20 protein-coding genes are annotated in these 22347 nt (G+C 64.5%); 12 read left to right on the forward strand and 8 right to left on the reverse strand.

Features of this window, described 5'->3' with window-relative positions; genetic code table 11:
* Positions 1-231: 231 nt before the first annotated feature.
* Complete coding sequence (locus F6X38_RS16795; protein WP_150971619.1) at positions 232-1506, reverse strand: tyrosine-type recombinase/integrase; 1275 nt, start codon at positions 1504-1506, stop codon at positions 232-234.
* Positions 1507-1862: 356 nt separating this feature from the next.
* Here F6X38_RS16795 and F6X38_RS16800 point away from each other — a divergent pair, with 356 nt between their 5' ends.
* A complete protein-coding gene (locus tag F6X38_RS16800) occupies positions 1863-3179 on the forward strand; it encodes a hypothetical protein (RefSeq protein WP_150971621.1) in 1317 nt (438 codons plus the stop codon).
* Here F6X38_RS16800 and F6X38_RS16805 read toward each other — a convergent pair.
* The gene (locus tag F6X38_RS16805) at positions 3176-4039 is read right to left on the reverse strand and encodes a hypothetical protein (RefSeq protein WP_150971623.1); all 864 of its coding nucleotides are present in this window, start codon (positions 4037-4039) and stop codon (positions 3176-3178) included. The two genes, F6X38_RS16800 and F6X38_RS16805, sit on opposite strands and share 4 nt — an antisense overlap.
* 495 nt (positions 4040-4534) lie before the next feature.
* Here F6X38_RS16805 and F6X38_RS16810 point away from each other — a divergent pair, with 495 nt between their 5' ends.
* The 3 genes from F6X38_RS16810 (at position 4535) to F6X38_RS23465 (ending at position 10643) form a co-directional block, all read left to right on the forward strand.
* Entirely contained in the window at positions 4535-8287 is a 3753-nt protein-coding gene (locus F6X38_RS16810) for a FecR domain-containing protein (RefSeq protein WP_150971625.1), read from the forward strand.
* A 65-nt stretch (positions 8288-8352) separates the two neighbouring features.
* Positions 8353-10251: a CHASE2 domain-containing protein gene (locus F6X38_RS16815; protein WP_161992798.1), complete on the forward strand. Its 1899-nt coding sequence runs from the start codon at positions 8353-8355 to the stop codon at positions 10249-10251.
* 74 nt (positions 10252-10325) lie between these two features.
* On the forward strand, positions 10326-10643 hold the full coding sequence (locus F6X38_RS23465) for a hypothetical protein (RefSeq protein ID WP_161992799.1): 318 nt from the start codon (positions 10326-10328) through the stop codon (positions 10641-10643).
* 35 nt (positions 10644-10678) lie between these two features.
* Here F6X38_RS23465 and F6X38_RS16820 read toward each other — a convergent pair whose 3' ends face one another.
* Both F6X38_RS16820 and F6X38_RS16825 read right to left on the reverse strand, forming a co-directional pair.
* The gene (locus F6X38_RS16820; RefSeq protein WP_150971629.1) at positions 10679-10936 is read right to left on the reverse strand and encodes a hypothetical protein; all 258 of its coding nucleotides are present in this window, start codon (positions 10934-10936) and stop codon (positions 10679-10681) included.
* 159 nt (positions 10937-11095) lie between these two features.
* Positions 11096-11407 (reverse strand): hypothetical protein, encoded by a 312-nt coding sequence (locus F6X38_RS16825; protein ID WP_150971631.1) that lies wholly within the window; start codon positions 11405-11407, stop codon positions 11096-11098.
* Between the two features lie 673 nt (positions 11408-12080).
* Here F6X38_RS16825 and F6X38_RS16830 point away from each other — a divergent pair.
* The 4 genes from F6X38_RS16830 (at position 12081) to F6X38_RS16840 (ending at position 14860) form a co-directional block, all read left to right on the forward strand.
* Positions 12081-12614 carry a PadR family transcriptional regulator gene (locus F6X38_RS16830; RefSeq protein ID WP_246191395.1) on the forward strand — a complete coding sequence of 178 codons (534 nt, stop codon included), beginning with the start codon at positions 12081-12083 and terminating at the stop codon, positions 12612-12614.
* Positions 12611-12940 carry a DUF2218 domain-containing protein gene (locus tag F6X38_RS16835; RefSeq protein ID WP_150971635.1) on the forward strand — a complete coding sequence of 110 codons (330 nt, stop codon included), beginning with the start codon at positions 12611-12613 and terminating at the stop codon, positions 12938-12940. The genes F6X38_RS16830 and F6X38_RS16835 overlap by 4 nt, the downstream gene beginning before the upstream one ends.
* A 243-nt stretch (positions 12941-13183) precedes the next feature.
* Positions 13184-13318 carry a hypothetical protein gene (locus tag F6X38_RS24135; RefSeq protein ID WP_281353074.1) on the forward strand — a complete coding sequence of 45 codons (135 nt, stop codon included), beginning with the start codon at positions 13184-13186 and terminating at the stop codon, positions 13316-13318.
* A gap of 60 nt (positions 13319-13378) precedes the next feature.
* Complete coding sequence (locus F6X38_RS16840; RefSeq protein ID WP_150971637.1) at positions 13379-14860, forward strand: hypothetical protein; 1482 nt, start codon at positions 13379-13381, stop codon at positions 14858-14860.
* A gap of 46 nt (positions 14861-14906) precedes the next feature.
* Here F6X38_RS16840 and F6X38_RS16845 read toward each other — a convergent pair whose 3' ends face one another.
* A complete protein-coding gene (locus F6X38_RS16845) occupies positions 14907-15245 on the reverse strand; it encodes a hypothetical protein (protein WP_150971639.1) in 339 nt (112 codons plus the stop codon).
* Between the two features lie 146 nt (positions 15246-15391).
* Complete coding sequence (locus F6X38_RS23470) at positions 15392-15559, reverse strand: hypothetical protein (protein WP_161992800.1); 168 nt, start codon at positions 15557-15559, stop codon at positions 15392-15394.
* Positions 15560-16157: 598 nt separating this feature from the next.
* Here F6X38_RS23470 and F6X38_RS16850 point away from each other — a divergent pair.
* The 3 genes from F6X38_RS16850 to F6X38_RS16860 are packed head-to-tail and all read left to right on the forward strand — an operon-like array spanning position 16158 to position 21004.
* Positions 16158-16535, forward strand: coding sequence for a hypothetical protein (locus tag F6X38_RS16850; protein WP_161992801.1), 378 nt, complete (start codon positions 16158-16160; stop codon positions 16533-16535).
* 32 nt (positions 16536-16567) lie between these two features.
* Positions 16568-18523, forward strand: coding sequence for a TonB-dependent receptor plug domain-containing protein (locus F6X38_RS16855; RefSeq protein WP_161992802.1), 1956 nt, complete (start codon positions 16568-16570; stop codon positions 18521-18523).
* A gap of 36 nt (positions 18524-18559) precedes the next feature.
* Positions 18560-21004: a putative bifunctional diguanylate cyclase/phosphodiesterase gene (locus F6X38_RS16860; RefSeq protein ID WP_150971645.1), complete on the forward strand. Its 2445-nt coding sequence runs from the start codon at positions 18560-18562 to the stop codon at positions 21002-21004.
* Between the two features lie 89 nt (positions 21005-21093).
* Here the strand turns inward: F6X38_RS16860 and F6X38_RS23475 are convergent, their stop codons facing one another.
* Complete coding sequence (locus F6X38_RS23475; protein ID WP_161992803.1) at positions 21094-21300, reverse strand: hypothetical protein; 207 nt, start codon at positions 21298-21300, stop codon at positions 21094-21096.
* Positions 21301-21360: 60 nt separating this feature from the next.
* On the reverse strand, positions 21361-21717 hold the full coding sequence (locus F6X38_RS16870) for a helix-turn-helix domain-containing protein (protein WP_150971650.1): 357 nt from the start codon (positions 21715-21717) through the stop codon (positions 21361-21363).
* A gap of 194 nt (positions 21718-21911) precedes the next feature.
* Between F6X38_RS16870 and F6X38_RS23480 the strand changes: the two genes are divergently transcribed.
* On the forward strand, positions 21912-22334 hold the full coding sequence (locus tag F6X38_RS23480; RefSeq protein WP_161992804.1) for a hypothetical protein: 423 nt from the start codon (positions 21912-21914) through the stop codon (positions 22332-22334).
* Positions 22335-22347 lie beyond the last annotated feature (13 nt).

A 22347-nucleotide genomic window follows, 5' to 3' on the forward strand; every position in this document is an offset into this window, starting at 1 on the left:
GCCTTGCGAAGCCTCACCAGACCAACGGCTACCTTCTCAACCTAAAGACGGCCCCACCGTCTACCAACCGCGGGTCATATCGGGTGCCGTCAGTGGCGCGAAAACGCCGATTAGTTGGCGAAGGCCAAGGTCAAGAGCCGGGCGAGCGGCGACATCAGTGAGGGATGCAGGCTCGCTTCTGGCGCGTTCAGTACCACCAATAGCCAGATACGGCGAGCGTCGTGATCACCGTCAGAGCATGGCGCGCCGCGCCAGTTCCTCGCTCGCGTCCACGATGAAAGCTGAGTAGTGCGCCTCGATCATTGCGACGGACGTGTCGTGCAGGCTGGCGACGAGCCGCACCGGAAGACCGGCCTGCAGGCCGCGAAGGATCGACGTGTGCCGGAGGGCGTAGGGTACGACGTCCGCCGCCACGCCGGCCGCAAGCTTCACCTTCGCCCACGGCCGGATCATTTCGCTGTCGGCCCATGCCCGCCGCCCGTCGCGTTCCCACTTCAGCGGCGCCGTCTGGCGCCAGCCCCAATGATTGAGCAGGACACCGTCCGCGGGTCGGCCCTCGAAGGCGGGCCGCAGACGCGTCATAGTATCGGTCGAGATAGGAACGGCAATTCGTCCAAGGGGCCCCGTCTTCCGACCCTTTCTCGATCTCGGCACCATGATCCGGCCGTTGGCGACCTGCACGTCGCCGACCCTTATCTCCGCGACTTGGCTGTACCGCGCGCCCGTGGCCGCCAGCACCAGCACAAGCCGTCCGAGATCGCCTTCCTCGTCGACTGCAAAGGCCGCGTCGATCAGCGCCCGGACATCGTCGGCCGTCAGGAACTGCTTTCGGGCGTTCGCGGACGAGGGGAGGGCGCGCGTCCCGACCTTGATCTCGCCGACGAGATGCGGCGGCAGCTCTCGCCGGTACTTCTCGGCCGCGGCGTTCAGCGCTGCCCGCAGGTCGTTGAGCAATCGGTTCACGGTCGACGCCGCGATCGGCCGCCGCCCGTCGTCTGCCGTCTCGCCGATCGGCAGGCGGTCCCGCCAGCCCTCGATCGACGAGGCGCGCAACTTCTTCAGCGGCAGATCGGCGATCGCCGCGTCAGACAGGACATGCCGCTTCAGGCGCCGTTCGGCGTCGGCGCCGTCCTTGGCGCTCTTGCGGACGCGCTCCTTCACGTAGGCGTCGATCGCGCTGCGCACTGTCGGGACGTTCGCCATGCCCGTCTCGGCCGCGGCGAGCGCCTCGTACTGCCGCCGGCTCCACTCAAGCGCCGCGGCAACTGCGGCGCGGTAGGCGAGGGCGCCCGATGCGCTGCCGTCGTCGTCCGCAGGGCCGAGCTTCTCTTCGGCGCGCTTGCCGTCCACGACGACCTTGCCGATCCACGCACCCGCGCCGGACGCAGGCTTGCGATAGCCGAGCGAAACGCCGCCGCGGCCGCCGCTGACGCCGCGCCAGTACGGGTTCCGTCTGACGGCGAGGCGGGCTCGCTTGGAAGGGGTGTCGATCTCGGCGTTCGGCACGGCAGGATTTCCATCCGTCCCACACAGCGTCCCACACAGACGTTGGCGAACGGTCCTGACGTATATAACACGAAAACTGCTGAAACCCCTATGGCGTAGGCGTCTCATAGACGTCACGGACGTCAATGCGTCGAAGAATTTCGCCTGCCGTCACCCTCTCACGGCGCAAACAGGGGTTCGATTCCCCTTGGGCGTACCAGTTTTTCCTAGCGAATACAGTACCTTGCCGCGGCTGTCATTTTAGCTCGGAAGTCGTGGGCTAAAAATGGGCTAATATGCTGGGCGCACCCTGTGGTAGCGGCCGGCTCTTGCGGTCCGCCGGCTATCTGCGAGACTGCCGCCATCTTGGAGGTGGCATGTCAGCAGTACCGGAAAAGATCGTTCAGTTGCGCGACGCGTTCGGCGTCGGCCGCGAGGTTCCCCTGAACTACGTCGCTCGCGCGGACGTCGACGGCAAATTCGTTGAGAGTCTGACGCGGGACAAGCACGTGGTCATCTACGGCTCCTCGAAGCAGGGCAAGACGACGCTGCGCAAGCACTGCCTGTCCGACGACGACTACATCGTGGTGAGCTGCGTTAACACGATGTCGCTTGTCGATCTGAACGGCGCGATCCTCAAGGCAGCGGGCTATCGGATCGAGCAGTCCCAGACGAAGACCGTCAACGGTGCTTGGAAGTACGGCCTGGAGTTCGCTGGCGAGGGGCGCGTGCCGTTCGTAGCGAAAGCCGGGGCAAAGGGTACGGTCGGTAGGGAGAACTCAGAGAAGCTCGACGTCGTATCGAGCCGACTGGAGATAGACCTCGCAGACGTAAATGACGTCATCACCGCGCTCAAGGAGGCGGGCTTCAACAAGCTCATCATACTTGAGGATTTTCACTACCTCTCGGTCGAAATCCAGAAAAGCTTCTCGTTCTCTTTGAAAGCCTTTCACGAGAACTCGCCCTTCTGCTTCATAGTCGTCGGTGTCTGGCGCGAGAAGAATCGGCTCATCTACTATAACGGCGACCTTACGAGCCGGGTGGTCAGCATAGATGCCGACGTGTGGTCGGAGCAGCAGTTGCGCGAGGTCGTGACGGCCGGGGAGCACCTGCTGAACGTCAGCTTCGACGCTGAGGTCGTGAACAACCTAATCCGTCACAGCGCGGACGCCGTAGCGCTGGTCCAGGAGGGCTGTTTCAAAATCTGCGAGAAGGCCGGCATCTCAGAAACTCAGTCGGTACAGAAGGACATCGGCACGGGACTGGACGCGGAAGCGATCGTCCGAGAAATCGTCAACGATCAAGCCGGCCGCTACTCCGCGTTCATCGCGAACTTCGCAGAGGGGTTCACGCAGACCGAACTCGAAATGTACAAGTGGCTTATCTTCGCGGTTCTGACCAGCTCCGTAGAGGACTTGGAGAGCGGACTGCGAAGGCAGCAGATATCCACGATCATTAAGGCAAGTCACCCCGAGGGCGCGCGACTCAACGAGGGTAACATAACGCAGGCACTTCAAGGTGCTGCATCCCTACAGGTTCAGAAAAACATCCGTCCGATAATCTTCGACTACGATCAAACGACGCGCGTACTCACGGTCGTTGATCGTAGCTTCCTGATATGGTTGGCCCACCAGAACCGCGACGATCTTCTGGCAGAAATCGGTATTGAGCCTGAATCGGTCGGCGCCTCCTAAGCCGCTTCTCCTACAGCGCCACGCGCCGGACGGCGATCTCCGCCTTCCGCTCGCGCTGCGCGTTCATCGCCGCGAGGTAGTCGGTGATCGCCGTCTCGGCGTGGGGCGGGACCTCCGGCGTCTCGGCCGCGCGGGCGACGTTGCGGGCAGCGTCGCGCCGTCCGACTGCCGCCTCGATGCATCGCGCAAGATGGGGCGTCCGACACGACGACGCTGCCGATGTCGCGGCCGAGGAAGTCGAGGCCACCGTAAAGGGCCATGCGGTTCGGTCGGCGCGCGTAGTCCTCGATCGCCGACAGCGTCTGGTTCGCCTCCTCGCTCGGCATCGCGGAAGGCAAGGGCGAAGGCGCGGCGGAAGCGACGGTTGGCAGAGGACTAGGCACGATCGGTGTCGAGGCTGATACAGGCGCAGGCACGGCAGCAACTTGCGGGGAGACTGTAGTCGGAGCGGTTTGCACCGCTGCAGGTGTTGGGTCGCTGGCGTTGTGGTTCAAATGGTAGGAGGCGATCTCCTCCGGCGTGAACACGTGCATGTCGTTAGCCGGTGTCCGGAACATTACCGTCAGCACCTCGACCGGCGTTTCGAAGCGATTCAAGACGTCGATGATATCGGAGATCGATAGCTGTGCGCTTGTCAGGTCGGGCGCATCCTGCGCGATCTGGTGAACGCCGAGCTTCCCGTCGATCTGCCGCGCGGCACCTGCGAGGAAGAGATAGGCGCAGGCCGACATGCAGATGGAATCGGCCGGAACAAACGTCGAAAGCCTGCGCTGATGGATGTCGTCGGCGATGAGCAGGCCCATCGAGACGAGGCCGCCCGGGCTGTTGAGCACCACGAGCTTCGCGGTCGGAGCCGCCATGAGCGCCCGACGGAAGTCGAGCGCCGATCTCGCCGTTGAGTTCGATCGCCTCCGGCCGGTCGGTGTCGACGCGGAAGGGACCGAACGTCTTCAGTGCGGCACTAGTCGTTACAAGCGAGCAGAGCAGCAGGAACATCGCGAGAGCGCAATGCCAAAACGCACGACCAGCCATCGACCGCCCTTCCAAATGTGGCGAATTCTTGGCAAAGCAACTTACGGATGTCTGTAAGAACTGGAAGGCGTGTTCGCGTCGCGTTGCTCGACCATCGGCGTATGTGATTGCCGATGCTGAAGACGTTGGCAGCGGGGTCATCGCGGCGAAGGGCGGTGTGCCGGCGCCGGGTCGAGCAAGGAGGCGAAGCCCGATCGACCGTGTAGCTTCGCGGCCACCGCGCGCTTGCAAAGTGTCCTTAGCTGCGCAGTGAGTTCGATTGGAATTGACGACGGCCTTTTGGTGAAGGCAGGAATGCGTTCCCGCTTCCCTTCGGTCAGACAATGTCCCGGTCGCGCAACTCGGTCCTCGCCGCTGCCTTAGCGGCCGCCTCGTTCCTGACGGTTGCCGCCGCCGGCGCCGACCCGCTCCCGCGTACGCCGGCGATCTCGGGCCAAGTCGTGCAGACGCGGGTGGGCGAAGAGTTCGAACCGGTGGAGGACCCGGTCCTGCGTGGTGTCGAAGTGCGTCAGGACGTCAAGGCCGGCGACGTCATCCGCACCAACGCCTACGGTCAGATCGCACTGCTCTTCGCCGACCGGACGCAGGTGCGCGTCGCGCGCAACTCGACGCTGGTGGTGAAGGACGTGCGCGCCGACGGCGGCGTGACGCTCGGGCTGGAAACCGGCCAGATCTTCGCACGCGCGACGCGTGGCGGCTCCGGCGTTTCCGTCGACACGGCCGCCGCGACCGCCGCGATCCGTGGCACCGACTGGACGATGACGGTCGCGGGCAGCCGCACCACGCTGTCGGTGATCGAGGGCGTCGTCGATCTTTCCAATGCGCAAGGGTCGGTGACGGTGCGGGAAGGCGAGTCCGCTGCCGCGACGCTCGGCTCCGCGCCGACGAAGGTCGTGATCGCGGGCGGCGACCTTCGTGAGCAGGTGTTGTTCAACCTGTCGCTGCGCAACGCGTTCGAACTGTTCCCTTCGTCCTCCCTCGATGCGCGTGAGACTTTGGCTGAGGCCCGCCGCGTCGATGCCATTCCGCCCGAGCGTCGCACGGCGGCGGACCGGGTGCTCGCCGCCGAGATCGCCTACGAGCGCGACGGCCGCGTCGAGGCGGCGAGCGCCATCGCCGAAGCCCGGCGCGGCGGCCGCCTCTCGGCGGGCGAGGAAGCGCGCCTGCAACTGCTCGAAGGACAGATCGCCGCCTACGAGCGGCGTTATGGCGACGCGGTCCGGCTGTTCGGCCGAGCGGAGCCGGGGCTCGAAGGCGAGCGGCGGGTGAAGGCGCGTTATCTCGCGTACTACGCCCGCTCGCTCGCCGATCCGTCGAAGTCCGCGGCGCCTCCTAAGGCCGATCCCGCCTCGCTCACCTCCGTGATCGGCGAGGCCGTCACCGCCGCATTCCTCCAATCGCCGCGCGAGTCGCTGCGCATCCTGCAGGCCGCCGAGCCGCGCTTCGGCGACAATGCCGAGTTCCAGGCAAGCATCGCCGACGTCGCCTTTCTGATCAACGAGGAGGCCATCGGCGAACGAGCGTTGGAGAAGGCCGTCGCTCTCGATCCGAACGCCCCTGGCGTCCTCGCCAGCCGCGCCGGCTACCGGGCGCGCTTCAAGGGCGACGCCAAGGGCGCTCTGGCCGACGCGCGCGAGGTGACGCGCCTGACGCCGGGCGACTCGGGCGCATGGGATACGCTCGCCGGGCTGGAACTGGAGCGTGGCGCGACACGTGAAGCCGAAGTGGCCTATCGCCGAGCGATCGAACTCGATCCCAACGATCCGACATCGCGCGCCAATTACGCACTTTTCCTGCTGGGCCAAAGTCGCAACGCGGAGGCGAAGGTCGAGATCGACGCGGCGCTGGCGCTCGATTCGGCCTTCGATGTCGGCTACGTCGCCAAGGGGACGCAGCAGCTTGCAGCCGGCGACACGCAAGGGGCGCTGGACAATCTGACACGCGCGACGGCTGCCAATCCGACCTCTGGCGACTGGTTGGCGCTGCTCGGCTCCGCCTACGCCATCGCCGGCGACATTCAGGCCGCCGAGCAGTCCTTCGAGATATCCGACCGCTTCGATCCCAGGAACCCGACGATCGCGCAGTTCCGGTCCGCCCTGGCGCTCGACCAGTACCAGGCCGACGAGGCGATCCGCTTCGCTCGTCAATCCGTGGACCGCACGCGGGCGCGAGGCGGCGACTACGAGCCGATCGAGTCCAGCCGCGACACCGGCACGGCCCTCGGTTCCGCCTACCGCTTCCTGTCGCTCGACGCCTGGGGACGGTACTACGGCGATCGCGTTTTCGATCCGTTCTCGGCCGCGAGCTACTTCGACCAGGCGCTGTCGGGCAGCGTCACGCCCTTCTTCGTCTCGACGGGCCTTGTCGATCCCGATCCGGTTTCCGATTCCGGCAGCGCCTTCGCGTCCACCATCCAGGGCTCGCTGCTCGACCCGCTGTCGCTCGCGAGCTCCAGCTTTCATCCCGCCTTCGTGCGCGCACCCTTGAACGAAGTCGAAATCGGCGGCGGCGCGACCTTCGCCGGACACGACGTCGGGGGCAACGGCACGGCGACTTACCAGTCGCTCGGCTACGGGCCGTTGCCTTATTCGCTGACGCTGTCCGCGAGCGGCAGCACGATCGACCGCTCGTTCGCCGACCAGGACGACGAGGCGATCAACGGCGCGGCGCTCTTCGGCTTCCAGGCGGGCCCGAACGACCGGGTCGTCGGTTCCTTCACGGGCGCGCACAACGAGGGCGGCTCCGCCTTCCAGGGTCTGCCGCTGACCACGAGCGACAGGCAGGACGGCGACAGCTTCACCGGCCTACTCGGGTGGAGCCATACCTTCGGCTACCGCAACGTCTTGAACGCGGCCGTGTTCGGCACGGTAGTGGATCGCTCGCAGTTCGACGCCTCGTTGATCGACACACCGTTCTTTCCGGACACCTTCCCCGACGCGAACCTTCGCTACGACCTGGACGGGGACACGAAGGACAGGCGCATCCAGGCGGGCGTGTCGCATCTCTACGGCATCGGCGACGACGTGGTGCTGCGCTACGGCGGCGAATTCGGCTACGAACGCCAGAAGGCGGACTCGATCGGCGATCTGACGCTGTCGGATCCGACGACGGTCCTGAACGCCCGAGCCTGTTTCGATGCGGTCAGCCAACGGTTCGCAGCCCTCAACCCGAACCAGGGCCTCGACGAACTGCTGTCGTTCCTTGCCCTCTTCGACCCGGCGTCGCGCCCGTCGAACTGCTCCACCGATACGGACGAGGATTCCGGCGTCGGCCGCCTCTGGCTCGACGCACGGGCCGATCTCGCGCCGGGGCTGCAGGCGGAAGGGGCGCTCTTCGCCGAGCGGGCCCTGTCCGGCGATGAGGACGGCGACACCGATCTGTCACCACGCGTCGGCTTGGCGTGGGCGCCGATCGAGGGCCAGTACCTGCGCGCCGCTTTCCTCTCGACCGTGCCGACCGCCGAGTTCAATACGCTCGCCCCTGTGGACGTGCTCGGTCTTCGCCCCGACGCGGTGCCGACGACCAGCGGGAGGACCGACACGGTGATCCTGCGCTGGGACTCCGAATGGACGGAGCGCTTCTTCACCTCGACCGAATACCAGCACCAGTCCGTGGATGGTCTCGAACTCACCGTGCCGGTCTATCTCAACTCGGTCCTCGTGCCGGACGCGCAGATCGACCGCTTGTCCGTCACCGGCAACCTCTGGATCGGCGGCGGCTTCGGCGCCTTCGCCACCTATTCCCACGTCTGGTCGAGCGGCGACCTGGACGGGGCGCGGAACGGACTGCCCTTCCTGCCGGAGGACCTGGCGCGCATCGGCCTGACCTATGTCAGCCCGGAACGACTGCGCCTGACGGTCGCCGAGACCTATATCGGCGAGCGTTCGTCGAACGTCGTCGACGCGAGCCTTGACGACGCTTTCGTTACCGACCTCAGCGGAAGTTGGGAAACGCAGGACCGGCATCTCGCCTTGGAAGTCGGCGCCTTCAACCTCTTCGACGAGGATATCGAGGTTGCACCGCTCGTGCCGGCTGTCGGGCGCACTGTCACCGCGACGCTGAAGGCGCGCTTTTGACGGGATTCGCTCGGTTCTCCCGGTCCGGCCGCCGCCGAACGGGGGAAGGCCTTCTCGCTGCATTCGTGGCCTTCGCAGCCGCGGCTCTGATAGCTCTTCTGCCGCCCTTCGCGGAGACGGAGGCGCGCATCTTCGACTTTCTGTCGACAGTGGCGCCGCCGCCTGTCGCGGAGGGAGCAGCGAACGATGTCGTGATCGTCGCGATCGACGAGCCGAGCTTCTCGGAGATCGGGCTGCAGTGGCCGTGGCCGCGCTCGCTCCATGCCGATCTCGTCCGGGCGCTCCGGCAGGCAGGCGCGACGGCGATCGGGCTCGATCTCGTCTTCGCGGAAGCCTCGAAGCCGGAGGAGGACACGGCTTTGGCGAGCGCGCTCGGACCCGACACGGTGCTCGCCAGCGACGAGAGCCTGATCGAGACGCCGCAGATGCGTCAATTCGTGCGCACGGAGCCGCTGCCCGAACTGACCGCGAACGGCGCAGCAACCGGTCTCGCCGCGCTGCCGCTCGATCCGGACGGAACGCTTCGCCGCCTTCCCGCCATCGGCGATGCCTTCGCGAGGAAGGTCCTCGCGACCGTCGATCCCGAGTCTGCACACCGGCTGGAGGGGCGTGGCGACGCGCTCCTCCAAGCGCGCGGGCCGGCGCGTACCTATCCGACCGTATCCTACTATCAGGCTCTCGACCCAACGGCCTTCCTGCCGCCGGACACGTTCCGGAACAGGATCGTCCTTGTCGGTCGGAGCCTCCAGACGGCAGTGGATGCCGACACGGGAAGCCCCGACACCTTCGCGACGCCTTGGACGATCCGCTCCGGTACGCTGCTCTCGGGCGTCGAGGTGCATGCGAGCGTGGTCGATGCCCTGCGCGAAGGCCGAGCGATCCTGCCGTTGAGTCGATCGGCCAGCCTCCTCTCCATTGCCTTCGCCGCCGTCCTGGCGGCAGCGATCGCATGGCGACCCGCCGATCGTCGCACAGTGATCGCGGGGCTGGCGTTCGTGCTCCTGATCTTCGTCGCGAGCTTCGCGCTGCTGAAGGGCGCCGAGGTCTACATGCGTCCGCTTGCTCCCGCGCTCGCCGCCTTCGGAACCGCTGCTGCCCTCGGCACGCGCGACCTCGCCGAGGAGCGCCGGCGGCGGCGCGAGATCGTTCGGGCCTTCTCGCTCTACCTCGCGCCGGCGCAGGTGGAACGTCTCGTCGCCGAGCCGGACGCCCTGAAGCTCGGCGGCGAGACCCGTCGCCTCACCGTGCTCTTCAGTGACGTACGCAACTTCACGCCGCTCGCCGAGACGATGAAGAACGAGCCGGAGAAGCTGACGCAACTGATGAACCGCCTCCTGACGCCGATGTCGGAAGCCGTGTTCGCCGAGGGCGGCACGATCGACAAGTTCATCGGCGACTGCCTCATGGCGTTCTGGAACGCGCCGCTCGCCGACGAAGATCACGCGCTCCACGCCGTCAGAGCCGGCCGCGCCATGCTGAAGGCGGTGGAGGATCTGAACCTGGCCCTGAAGGCCGAGAGCGCCGACCCGGCCTCGGTGCCCGAACTCAGCGTCGGCGTCGGCATCAACACCGGCATCTGCGTCGTCGGCAACTTCGGCTCCGAAAAGCGCTTCGACTACTCGGTGCTGGGCGACGCCGTGAACTACGCCTCGCGCCTGGAAAGCGCTTCGAAGCAGGCCGGGGTGCCCCTCCTCATCGGCGCTGACACGGCTGCAGCGGTGGATGAAGCCCTCGGACCGGTGCTGGCCGACCGCATCGAGGTGAAAGGCCGCAGCGGCCGGGCTCCAGTCTATACCATACCCCCAGGGCCGCCGATCCGTGTCGACGAACGTAGACGCTTTGACGCGATGGTTGAACGCCTCATCCTTGGGGAAATCATTGCAGCAAATGATCAAATCTCGGATACGCGGCTGAAGGATCTGCTTCTCGCGTACCATGATCGGGAACAGGTGAAGCGCGGATGAACCGAGGGCCCAAAGTTGCGATCGGCCGCGAGTCCGGGGAACTTCGAGCCGAAGAACTTCTGACTGCTCTGACGATGCCTCGGCTCGCCGGTCGCTCGATCGGCAACCCAGCGAACTCGGCCGGAGTGCGCGTCAGCTTGGTCACGTTCGACGCTATGCTTCGGCGCGGCCGGCTGGCCTTCGCCCTGTTTCCGTTCGCTGCGGTGCTGGCAGGCTGCGGCTACGGACCGTACGATTACGGACGCACGCCAGTCGCTCCGACCCGCGTCGATCCGGTCCGGCTCGGTGCGCCGCCGTCGCTGGATCCTGGCATCACGCGTCGAGCCGGCTCGTACATCCGCCCGAGCGGACCATACATCAACCGCCCGGCATATCGCGCCCCGCGGTTTTGAACCAATCGCAGCGGATGCGGTTGGCTGTCGCCGTCCTATTCGAGACCGTCGACGCGGGCGACGACCTTCGCCTGGTCGTGCTCCACGCCAGCCATGCGAGCCTCGGCGAGCACGTCGGTTCCGACCTCGATAAGTTCGAGGTCTGCATCCGATGTCATGGCGTTCGCCGCCTGCTTCGCTTCATCGACCGAACGGGCGATGGCGAGAACGCGGGTTTTGCGAAGGCCGTCGGCCGGATTGAGGTCGTCTGTCGAGAACTCGAACAGATATCCAGTGTAGCCGCTGTCGGACATGAAGCGTCACTCTCGTCTGTATCCCTTCGAAGCGAGGTCTCACGCTGGCGCGATGGTGTCCAGTGTCGCCACCGGGTTGCCCTGCCCAGCAAATATGAACCCCGCTGGATGGATGCCGAGCGGGGCTCACCTCTTGTAGATGACGGACGCATGCGGGACCTAGTAGCCGCGGTAGTTGTGCTTCTTCTGGTAGATGTTGCGGGATGAACGGTTCTGCATCCGCTCGATGCGCTGGCGCTCACGCGGGCTCACGTATCCGTCGTAGCGGGCGCGTGCCTGTGCACGGTCGATCCTGCGTTGCTGTTGCGCCAGCCGTCTCGCTTCTCCCGGTGTCAGGCGACCGGTGCGAACGCCGTTCCGGATGCGCTGCTCCTGCCGGTATTCGCGCGCGTCGCCGCGATACATCTGCGCGACACTCGGAACGCTGCCGATGACCAAAAGCGCGAGCGCCCCGATGATGATCTTTCGCATGCCATTCTCCATTCCAGTCCGGACCCAAGCCGGTTGGCCGAGCATGCGTTCCGGCATCTGAACCTCGGATGAGTGACGAAAGTGTAATCCGAGCCACGCACTCGCTCCTCAACGCCTAGTACGTCTAGCGTAGGCTCGGGACTACGAGCGGTGCGGCCACGGCCGTTGCGCGACGCGAGAGGCCGAGGCGAAGGAGCACGCCGCAGCGCGTGGGCTGACCGTTGGAAGGCATCGTGGGAATGGCGACGACAAAGAGGCTGAGCGCTCTGCGGATGCGCCGACCGCCTGCGGAGAATGTAGTTAGCGGTACTTGGCGCGCTGATCCAACCAACCGCCGACGAGGATGACCGCTACTGCCGCGATGGCAGCGGCGGTTCTTCCCGCACCGATGGCTGCCAGCACGACCGCAGCCACCAGCACAAGCACCCAAACCAGCCAGACCGAGTGTGCCCACGGCAACCGGTGGCGTGGCGGTGGCGCCTTTGAGTTCGGCCTGAAGCGATGCACATTGCTCATATGAACGATATCGCTGGCTTATCGCCATACCGCAACCGGCCGCTGGGAACGCAAATTTTCGATATATCTTGATTTGCGACCTATCTAGATATATCTGAATTGCATGAGACATGATCATCATCACGACGGCTGCGGCCGCAGACATTTCTTCGAGGGCATGTTCCGGCACCGGGACCACCGGTCGGGGCATCCCGAACACGGCCCTGGTCGACGGCACGGCGGCCGGGGCGGCCGGCTGTTCGACTATGGCGAACTGCGCCTCTTGATCCTCGCCCTCCTCGCCGAACAGCCGCGGCACGGCTACGAACTCATCAAGGCGATCGAGGAACGGCTTTCGGGCAGCTATTCCCCGAGCCCCGGCGTCATCTACCCGACCCTCGCCTGGGCGGAGGACATGGGCTACGCGGTCGCGGACCCGGAGGGCGGCGGACGCAAGACCTATCGGCTGACGCCCGAAGGCGAAGCCTTTCTTGCCGCCAACCGAGCGGCTGCGGACGAACTCCTGTCACGCGGCGGTATGGGCGGCCCCGGCGGCCGCCCCGATCTGCCGGCGCCAGTGTTGCGGGCAATGGAGAACCTGAAGCTGGCGCTACGCCTGCGCCTCCGAGAAGGAGCGCTGACTGCCGGCCAGGTCGAGGCGATTGCTGCCGCCCTCGACGCGGCGGCGCAGGCGGTGGAGAGAAGCCGATGAGCGACGTCGCGGCCACGGTTCCGCCGTCCGGCGAGGTGTCGGGGGTGCACAGCGTCGCATCGGTCGCGACGCCGCACGCGTCGCGCTACCTCCAGCAGCTTTGCAAGCACTTCGCCCACAAGCGCGCCGTTTCATTCGACGAGCGCCACGGCCGCATCGACTTCGCGATCGGCATCTGCGATCTGGAGGTCGTGGACGGGGCGTTGCGAATGCGCCTTGCCGCTCCGAACGGTGCGGATCTGGCGCAACTCGCCGATGTCGTGCAGCGCCATCTGGTGCGCTTCGCTTTCCGGGAAGAGCTGGCAATCCGCTGGGAAACGCGCTGACAAGTCAACCGACGCGCGATGAACTCGTCGATAACGCATCCCGGGCCCGCCCGATGTCGGCTGGATCCAGCCCAGGTGCCGGCGAAGTCCATCAGGTCCGCTTCGCTCGTCATGAGAAAATCGAGCAGCCCGATCTAGAATGCCGGCTTGAAAGACTAACCGCGAGCTAGCTTCAGATTTGCGTTTAGCCGTTGGTTGCGCGTTAACTCGAAGCGGCGGATGGCGGGGGACGGTGGGTAGCCGATGTCGACTGATACGAGGGAAACCGGGCACGGCAAAACTCAACCAGGCATCCAAGCAGAAGCATGCTGCATCGCCGCCGGCGCTGTCGAGGCCAGCAGCAAGCACCAGAACCCCGACAGCGTCCTTTCGACCTGATGGCATTGCTTGCCAGCATTCGCGAACCGTGCGCACTCTTGCAGCAGCAGGAGGAAGACGATGCTGAACTCCGGTGCCGTGAACTCATCCGTTGTTGCGTCAGTCGAAAGCTTCGCCGAGGTGTCAAGCGCGACGGGCAATGCCATCATCTACGCCCAGCGGTATGCTGCGGACGGCAGCACGATCGGAAGCCCGATCCAAGTTACGTCGGACGATGTCGCGGCAAACCCGGTTTCGACGACGCTCCTGTCGGACGGCAAGTTCGTTGTCGCCTACAACTCTGTCGATCCGAACGACACGTCGACACCGTACCCGTTCTTTCAACTGGCGACGAAGGAGTTCGGCGCGGACGGGGCACCCATCGCCACAAACGAATTGGGCCTCAACGACTTCAACACGTTCAAAAACTACAAGGCCGTTCCTCTCAGTGATGGTTCCTATGGCTATCTCCTCGAAACCTTCGTGGACGATCGGGGCAGTTTCTCGGACACGAAGACGTTCGGCTTCGTCGATGCCGCCGGACACCTGGAGGAAACCGTCCTGGCGGTGACGTCCAATGGCGATACGCCACTGCCGCAACTGCATCAGAGCACCGGCTCGATCAGACTGCTGCCCGATGGCGGCTTCGTGGTGTCGTTCACGGAGGCCTATACCGAGGGAAGTCCCGACTATCCGCCGCCCGAGCCGGTGCCGACTGGCGAGCAGCAGTTCAACCGCGTTTACGACCGCGACGGAGATCTGAAGACCACCGTATTCGTCGACTTCGACGGCACGAAGACCATCGAGCGCTTCGATCCCGCTACCGGCATGGAGACAGCCTCCGCCATCTTCAACACGGACGGCTCGCGCCTCACCACGCAGTTCGGCATCACCGGCCGCTATTACGTCGAGCAGTCGATCGCGACGGACCCGAGCGGTGCGATCACCGAACAGAAGCGCTACTACGGCGATGCTGAGCACACGCTGGCGTTCAGCTTGACGAACAACCCGGACGGTACGACGGAGGTGCACAACTACGACACGGCCGGACGGGAGACGGTGCGCCAGATCGGCAACCTGCGTGCGGAGCACGACGTCTACCAGTTCGCTTACGCCAATGCTGCCGGCACAGCCCCGTCGACCACGACGTTGACGCACTATGGCGCGGACAACACGAAGACGTTCGTCGACATCACGAAAGCCGACAGCAGCCACAGCCAGCGCAGCTACGCGGACGGCGTGACGCTGATCTCGCACGAAGGCGTTGCCGACACGCTCTCCGGGTTTGCGAAGGGTTCGGACGCTTTCGCCTTTGGCCCCGACTTCGGCAAGGATGTGGTCAACGGCTTCGCGGCAGGTGCCGGCCCGAACCACGATGTGCTACGCTTCGACGCGGCCCTCGCCGCGGACTATGCCTCGTTGCTGAGCCACATCACGCAAGTCGGACCCGATACGTTGATCTCGTTCGGTAATGCGGACAGCGTCCTGCTCAAAGGCGTCTCGACCGCCAGCATCCTACCGGAGAACGTGCAGTTCACGCACGATGCCGGATTGCTGGTCTAGCTCGGCGATGCTCCCGCTGAACGAGGAGCGGAGCCACAATACTGGATCACCGTCGTTCCGCCTTCAGCTTCTCCGGCCTCGGCAGGATGTCGGTGGTCTCGATCGCTGTCCTCTGCGCTTCGATGACGGCGACGAGCTGCTGCGCCTCGGCCGGCGATAAGTCGCCGTAGGACGCGGCCTCGATCACCGCGGCGATGGCATCGCGGACGCCGTCCGCCGTCGAAGTGTCCGGCAGCGCGATGGTGATGCGCTGCTGCATCGGCGCAAGGCGCGGATGCACGAAGGGCGCGACGGCGTTCGCCGCCCACGCTCGGTCCTTCGGGTCGGCATTCTCGTCGCGGAAGATGCTGAACAGGTATTCGGCCGGCGACTGGCCGGACGTCATCAGCTCGGCAACGGTTTCGATCGATCGCCGGCTCGCCGTGCCTGCCTTCCGTCCTGAGCCTTCCCGTGCCCCTCCGCGCGACCTGCCGTTTGATTTCCTATGATTTTTTCAAACAGCCGGCGGCTTGGTGTAGCCGACAAGCTGAATTACGAGATCATTGGTACGCTGCACCACGCCCATCGCGGCGAGTTGTTCGGCCCGGTCCTCGTCTTCGTGCCCCATGCGCCGATGCAGAGGAAGACGCGACCGTACTGCGGCAGATCGGTGCCGCTGACGCGCTCCAGCTTCGCCACGCGGTTTTCTAGCGTTCCCATCTCAGCACCTCGGTCCTGTCACTCGCGGAATGAAGTCGGCCGGCACCACGTCGGTGACCGGCCAGGGCACGATGACGCGGCGGACGATCATGTCATCCACCGCGGGATGCTGGCCGAGCGCGGCGAAAGCCTACGCCTCGTCGTCGGCTTCATGCCCCCACCCGGACGACCGTCGAGAACGCGCGGCGCGTCGGATGGCGGGCGGCGTGGCGTTTCTCCAGCTTGGCGATACGGTTGCCGATGGCGTTGCTCATCCGATCCTCCTACTGCATCCGCTCCGAGTAACGATCCGAAAGTTGCAGGAGGCCGATAGCCAACCAATAAGTTCTTGCAATCAAAGGTTTCGCGGCCGTCGGCACATCGACCGCAAGCCAAGAGTAAGGAATACGGCTTACAAGCTCACTCGAACAATGGACTGTCTAGCCTTAGGCGCTGCGAGAAGCCATCCATGCTTTCCAAAGGCGCTCTTCGTCTTCTCGCTCTCGCGACTTGCGTTCTGACGACCGAGGCCTCCGCGGCAGAAGTCACAGCGCAAGATGTCCAAGTCATCGGCAGAGCGATCTCCTTCAAAGAGGGCCGCAAACGCGGAACGATGTCGTTGGCGATCGTCTACGTCGCTGGCAGTGCCCGCTCGCAAGGCGAGATGCGCGCAGCCATCGATGTCCTCGGAACAGGGCTGAAGGTCGGCGATAGCGTGTTCAGGGGTGTCGCGGTCGAGCAGTCGAGCTTCGCCTCGGCTGCTGGCTACGACGGGGTCTTCACTACAAGCGATGTCGACCAGAACCGTCTCCGGAACGCGCTCAACGGTCGCGGCGTCCCATGCTTCACTCTGGATGCTCAGCAAGTGAGGAACGGAGCCTGCACGATCGTGGTGCGCTCCCGGCCAGCGGTTTCGATTTCAATCAGTGCCGACAATGCGGCGGCGGCGGGCGTGCGCTTCGCCACCGCCTTTCTCATGATGGTTCGTGAAATATGAAGCCGCTCGGGTTTTATGTTCTAGCGGCGTCGATGCTGGCGATTGCTGCCACGGCGCAAGCGCAGACCGTCGACTACACCGCGTCCGAGCAGATGTTCGGCGAGCCGGTGACGGTTTCGGCGACGGGCAAGCCGCAGCGGGCGAGCGAGGCGCCGGCCAGCATCGACATCATCACCGCCGACGACATCCGACGCTCGGGCGCGACCGATATCCCCTCTATCCTGCGCTTCGTTCCGGGGATCGACGTGCGGCGTTACGGCCAGTTCGACTCCGCCGTTGGCATTCGGGGCTACAATACCGCGCTCAATCCGCGCGTCCTTGTCCTCGTCGACGGCCGCCAAGTCTATCAGGACGATTACGGATACACCCTGTGGTCGCAGATACCTGTCACGCTCGGCGAGATCCGGCAGATCGAGATCATTCGCGGCCCGAACGCAGCGCTCTACGGCTTCAACGCCGTGTCGGGCGTGATCAACATCGTCACTTTCGATCCCCTGCGCGATAAGAAGAACAGCGTCGATCTGCGCGGGGGGACCCAGGCCCAGGTCTATGGGGAGGCGGTCGCGACGCTGCAGCCCTCCGACCGGCTGGGAATGCGCTTTTCGGCAAAGGGAACGCGCGCCGACGAGTATTCCGGCTACCGCGCCAGGGACACAGTCGACCATCCCGATGTCGAGACAGGCGCAGCCGACATGCGCTACCGCATCAACGATAAGGTCGAACTCGACCTGTCGGCCACGGTCGGCGCCATCGATACGGATTTCTATCCCGACCTCGGCTCCTACCTGCCGCTCGACGTCGTCTCGAACAGTCTGCGCGGGCTTCTCAGCGCCGACACCGACTTCGGACTGATGCAGCTCGACCTCTATCGCAACGGCATGGACTTCCGTTCGAGCGGCTCGAAGATCGACCTCGCATGGCAACAGGACGTCACTGTCCTGAAGGCCAGCGATCTCGTTCGCCTCGGCAGCGATCATACGGTCCGGATCGGCGCCGAGTACCGGCACAACTCCATCTCGTCCGACGACTATTTCGGCGGCGAGATGCATAGCGATCTCCTGGCCGGCTCCGCCATGTGGAACTGGCAGATCCTGCCCAGCCTGTCGCTGACGAATGCCGTTCGCCTCGACGGAATGCGGATTGAACGGGACGATTCCGATCTCGTCATCCCGCATATCGGATCGCCTTTCGGCGACCGCGACCTTCTCGAGCCGAGCTTCAACAGCGCGTTGCTCTACTCCCCGACGGATTACGATACGTTCCGGCTGACCGCCGCGCGGGCGCTGCAACTGCCGAGCCTCATCTCGTTCGGCTTGTTCTACTCGAAGGGGCCATTTCTGGGAGCCGGCTCGACCGATCTCGATCCGAGCGCCGTCACCAACTACGAGGTCGGCTACAGCCGCAAGCTGCCCGTTCTCGACTCGCAATTGAACGTGTCCGTCTTCATTCAGGACACCGACAAGACGATCGGATCGCCGTTCGCTTCGCCTTTCACCTTCACGCCCGAAGGCCAGATCCTGACGTTGGCACGCAACTTCGCCGGCAGCAGCGCTTACGGCGGCGAGATCGGGATCGAGGGCCAGAACGCTGCCGGCTGGCGCTGGAACCTCAGCTACTCGCTGGCCGAAATCGACGATCGCTCGCCTGCCGCCATCCTGTTCGATTCCCCATCGATCAACTACGCCGAGCAGAACCCCGTCCACTCGATCATCGCGGGGCTTGGCTTCACCTGGCAGAAGCTGGAACTCGATACGCAGGCCCGCTGGCAGTCTCGCTTCGAGGACTTTCGCTTCGACGACACGGTGGCCGCCAACATCGCCGTCGATGTTCCCGACTATGTCACCGTCAACGCCCGCGCTGGTTACAAGCTGAACGACAACGCGACCGTATCGCTGACAGCCGAGCAGCTGAATGCTGCGGATATTCGGACTTCGGCCGGCCGACGCAACGAACGGCGCCTGCTTGCGGGTCTCAAAGTAGAATTCTGACGTGTTGCCGCCTTCGGCAATGGAAAGCGATGCGAGATGAGTCACCTGTTGGCCGATCTCACCAGTTACCACGACCCTTATTGGGCCATTCTCGTCCTGCTTGCCGCCGTACCCGGCATGACCGTGATGCTGAACCTGCTGCATGGCGCGCATCGGTCGAGCGGCCGGCGGCGTGCGATACTTCTGATCCTCGGCGCGATCGTATCAGCCGCAGCGAACTGGGGGGCATTCCTGGCCTCGCTGAAAAGTGCCTATCCTCAAATCGAAGTAGCGGTTCCGCTCGGCCACACCGTGGCTGCACTGGCGACTTCGTTCACCTGCAGCTTGCTTGCCGTCCGTATCGCTGCGATCGGTCGCCGGTCGGGAAGGAACGTACTTCTCGCCGGCTCGCTGCAGTCGTTCGGACTGTCCTGCATGATCTTCGTGAGCATGTCGGGAATGGTCAGTCCGTTCGCCCTTTCCTACGATCTCACCGCCGTGCTCGTGGTGATGATTCTTGGTGCGATGCTCTCCAGCTTCGCCATCTGGGAAAACAGCAACACCTCACGCCGTCATCCGCTAATCATCGCGGTCGCACTCGGCGTCGGTTCCATCGCAGCGGTGGGGTTCGGCTCGCTCGCCGCCGTCCTGTCGTTCGGCGATTGGATGGACGCCGTCGCCCAACCCGACGACCTGACGTCGTCGCCGATCGTGGTCATTGGCGCCGCCGAAGCCGCGACGGTCCTCGTTCTCAGCCTGATTGGTTCGCTGGTCGACAACCGCGTCGCCGCACGTGACAAGTTGGAGGCGAATCGACTTCGGCAACTCGCCGACAGCACCTTCGAAGCGATCCTCATCCATAGGAACGGCGTCGTGCTCGACGGCAACGAGGCGTTCTCGATGCTGCTCGACGTCGCGAGCGGCGGAACGGTCGGCCTCGATATCCGCAATCTCGTTCCAGACGAGGCGCTGGCTTTCGCGATGCCTCTCGCCGGCTCTCGCCGGCAGGAATGCGAGATTCGCGTGCGAGGCGGCGAGCGCCTCCCGGTGGAGATGCTGTCGCGTTCGATCACGTATCGCGGCGAAGCTGCGGTCGTCACGGCGCTGCGAGACATCAGCGAGCGCCGCGCATCAGAAGCACGCGTCCGGTTTCTGGCTCACCACGACTTGCTGACCGAACTTCCCAACCGGGTCTTGCTGAAGGAAAGGCTGGACGACGCCGTCGCGATCGCGACGGCGACGGATGTGCCGCTCGCCGTCCTTTGCCTCGATCTCGACGGCTTCAAGCTCGTCAACGACACGTTCGGCCACGCGATCGGCGATGAACTCCTGCAACAGGTTGCGGTGCGCCTGCGCGCCTGCCTCGGCCCGGGCGAGTTCGTCGCGCGCATCGGCGGCGACGAGTTTGTAATCTTGCAGCCTTCGGGAGCGCAGTCCGCGGCGGCGAGCGATCTCGCGCAGCGCGTCATCGCCGCCCTGAGCGCCGCATTCGATCTCCAAGGACGGCGGGCCTGCATCGGGACCAGTATCGGCGTCGCGGTCTTTCCGAGCGATGGTGACACGCCGGCTTCACTGCTGAAGCGGGCGGACATCGCGCTGTACCGCGCCAAGCATGGAGGGCGAGGCTGCTTCCGATTCTTCGATGCCGAGATCGACCACGAGGTCGATGACCGCCCACAACTGGAACGGGAACTGCAGAGCGCGATCGCCGGAAACGAACTGGCGTTGGCTTATCAGCCGATTTTCGATCGGGACGAGAAGCTTCTTGGCTTCGAGGCGTTGATGCGCTGGACGCACCCGACGCTCGGCCCAATCTCTCCCGCGCGGTTCATCCCGATCGCGGAGGAGAGCAAGCTCATCGTCCATATGGGCGAATGGGCGCTTCGAAAGGCCTGTCGCACGGCGGCGGATTGGCCTCTGCCGCTCCGGATCGCCGTCAACCTGTCGCCGATCCAGATGCTTCAGAAAGGCCTCTGCAGTACCGTGGAGGCCGCCCTGAACGAAAGCGGTCTTCCGCCCGAGCAATTGGAGTTGGAGATCACGGAAGGGGTGCTGCTTCAGGATGCCGATGCCGCCAACTCCATCATCGGTCAACTTCGCGCCCTCGGGGTCCGTATCGTCTTGGACGATTTCGGAACCGGCTATTCCAGCCTTTCCTATCTGCATCGCTTCCAATTTCAGAAGCTGAAGATTGATCGGTCCTTCGTGCAGCGGCTGAGCGACGACCGGAATGCGCAGGCGATCGTGAAGGCGATCATCTCCATGAGCCGCGACCTCGGGATCGCCGTGACCGCCGAGGGTGTCGAAACCGCGGAGCAGTTGCAGCAACTGCGACTCCAGGGATGCGATGAACTCCAAGGATACCGCCTCGGACGGCCGCTGCCGCACGACGAGACTGGCGCGTTCGTCGCAAGATACGGGACCGAGGCAGCGCTGGCTCAGTTGCAGACGCTACGTGAACGTATGGCGAGCGAAGTTGAACAGCGACGCTTGGCGAACTAAGACGCGAGGTTCTCCTAAACGCGGGCCAAACCAGTCAACGCAAGATATCGCTGAACGGTCGACTCGTCCCGATGGCCGTTCCGGAGCAACTACAGCGCCTGATGATCGCCGCGGCGCAGCATCAGCACGGCGGGCATCGAAACCTCGATCGGCGAGCCAGGCCCCATCTGCCTTCCGATACCATGCTTGGCGTTCAGGCGCCGGATCGTGTCGACGGACAGGCGGACACGCCGAGCGGCCTCTTTTGGCGGGACGGCTTCATCCTGCGTCATCAGGAACGGTGGGCGCCTGTTCACAGCGCCAGCCCCGGTTTTGCTGAAACCCCGATAAGATCGGTAAGATGATAAGAAGCGGGGTTAGGCACAGGCCCCGCTCCCTTCGTTTCTTACCGTCTTATCGTTCTTATGGGGGGTATCGGGCTGCACCGGAATAGGATGCGAACGATCGGGATGCGCGTACTGTGCGTGGCCGGAAACCAACACTTCGCCGGCCTTTCGCAGCTTCGACAGCAGCGGGTCGACGTTGTTGCGCCTCATGCCGGTGTCGTTGGCGATCTGCACAGGGGTAAGAAGCTCATCGGCGATAAGAAGTGCCGATAAGATGCGCCCCCTTTCGTCCGAGCGTCTCACTTCGCCGGCCTCGCCGAGGATGGTCCACCAGCCGGCGTCGAAACGGATGGCGGTTTCCTTCTCCTCGGCATCGCGGCCCCGCACATACGGCGTCGTGCCGTTGCCGTCCCGGTCGAGAACGAGCGTCGCGTCCGCGCAGGCCGACAGGCCGTTCGAGCCGGACAGCGCCTCCAGCGGATCAGCAAGTCTCCTCGGCCGGGATCAATCCGCCGAAAGGGTAATGTTGGCATCAATCAACCGAATTGACGCGATACCACAAACGGTCTTCTCATCTGACGGTGTCAGCATTCGCCAAACAATCGCGAGCAGGAAAGATGCGTCATTCGTTAGTCTCGTTGGCGCTCGGCATGGTTGCTGCTTTTCCCTTCCCATATGGTTCGTATGAGTTCTCACTGCTTTCTCCATCCCGCGCGCTGGCTTATGATGCACAGTTCGCTCAGATGCTTTTCGCAGGAGCCGGATACGCTCATAACTCCCGTGTGATGCTACCTCCCGGCAATCTCCGGACTGCTGACAGCTTCCGTCGCGATACGGAAACGGTATGGGCTGAGTCGATCAGTTCGACGTGGTCTGTCTTGCCGCCGCAGCTGCTCGGGGCGGCCCGGCAAGCGCGGGCGAATTCCTACTGCGAATCCTGCATCAGCGCGCAAGCAATCATGATGACGGGTCAAATGGACGTGCCTCAACCGACCGCGTATTGAGGCTCAACACCCG

This window comes from Plantimonas leprariae (genome assembly GCF_008802405.1).
GTDB lineage: Bacteria > Pseudomonadota > Alphaproteobacteria > Rhizobiales > Rhizobiaceae > Plantimonas > Plantimonas leprariae.

What these genes read in the sequence shown, in the direction of transcription:
- F6X38_RS16800 (WP_150971621.1), top strand. Translation starts at nt 1,863, where the DNA reads ATGTCAGCAGTACCGGAAAAGATCGTTCAGTTGCGCGACGCGTTCGGC.
- F6X38_RS16805 (WP_150971623.1), bottom strand. Translation starts at nt 4,039, where the DNA reads ATGGCGGCTCCGACCGCGAAGCTCGTGGTGCTCAACAGCCCGGGCGGC.
- F6X38_RS16810 (WP_150971625.1), top strand. Translation starts at nt 4,535, where the DNA reads ATGTCCCGGTCGCGCAACTCGGTCCTCGCCGCTGCCTTAGCGGCCGCC.
- F6X38_RS23465 (WP_161992799.1), top strand. Translation starts at nt 10,326, where the DNA reads ATGCCTCGGCTCGCCGGTCGCTCGATCGGCAACCCAGCGAACTCGGCC.
- F6X38_RS16820 (WP_150971629.1), bottom strand. Translation starts at nt 10,936, where the DNA reads ATGTCCGACAGCGGCTACACTGGATATCTGTTCGAGTTCTCGACAGAC.
- F6X38_RS16825 (WP_150971631.1), bottom strand. Translation starts at nt 11,407, where the DNA reads ATGCGAAAGATCATCATCGGGGCGCTCGCGCTTTTGGTCATCGGCAGC.
- F6X38_RS16830 (WP_246191395.1), top strand. Translation starts at nt 12,081, where the DNA reads ATGTTCCGGCACCGGGACCACCGGTCGGGGCATCCCGAACACGGCCCT.
- F6X38_RS16835 (WP_150971635.1), top strand. Translation starts at nt 12,611, where the DNA reads ATGAGCGACGTCGCGGCCACGGTTCCGCCGTCCGGCGAGGTGTCGGGG.
- F6X38_RS24135 (WP_281353074.1), top strand. Translation starts at nt 13,184, where the DNA reads ATGTCGACTGATACGAGGGAAACCGGGCACGGCAAAACTCAACCAGGC.
- F6X38_RS16840 (WP_150971637.1), top strand. Translation starts at nt 13,379, where the DNA reads ATGCTGAACTCCGGTGCCGTGAACTCATCCGTTGTTGCGTCAGTCGAA.
- F6X38_RS16845 (WP_150971639.1), bottom strand. Translation starts at nt 15,245, where the DNA reads ATGACGTCCGGCCAGTCGCCGGCCGAATACCTGTTCAGCATCTTCCGC.
- F6X38_RS23470 (WP_161992800.1), bottom strand. Translation starts at nt 15,559, where the DNA reads ATGGGAACGCTAGAAAACCGCGTGGCGAAGCTGGAGCGCGTCAGCGGC.
- F6X38_RS16855 (WP_161992802.1), top strand. Translation starts at nt 16,568, where the DNA reads ATGCTGGCGATTGCTGCCACGGCGCAAGCGCAGACCGTCGACTACACC.
- F6X38_RS16860 (WP_150971645.1), top strand. Translation starts at nt 18,560, where the DNA reads ATGAGTCACCTGTTGGCCGATCTCACCAGTTACCACGACCCTTATTGG.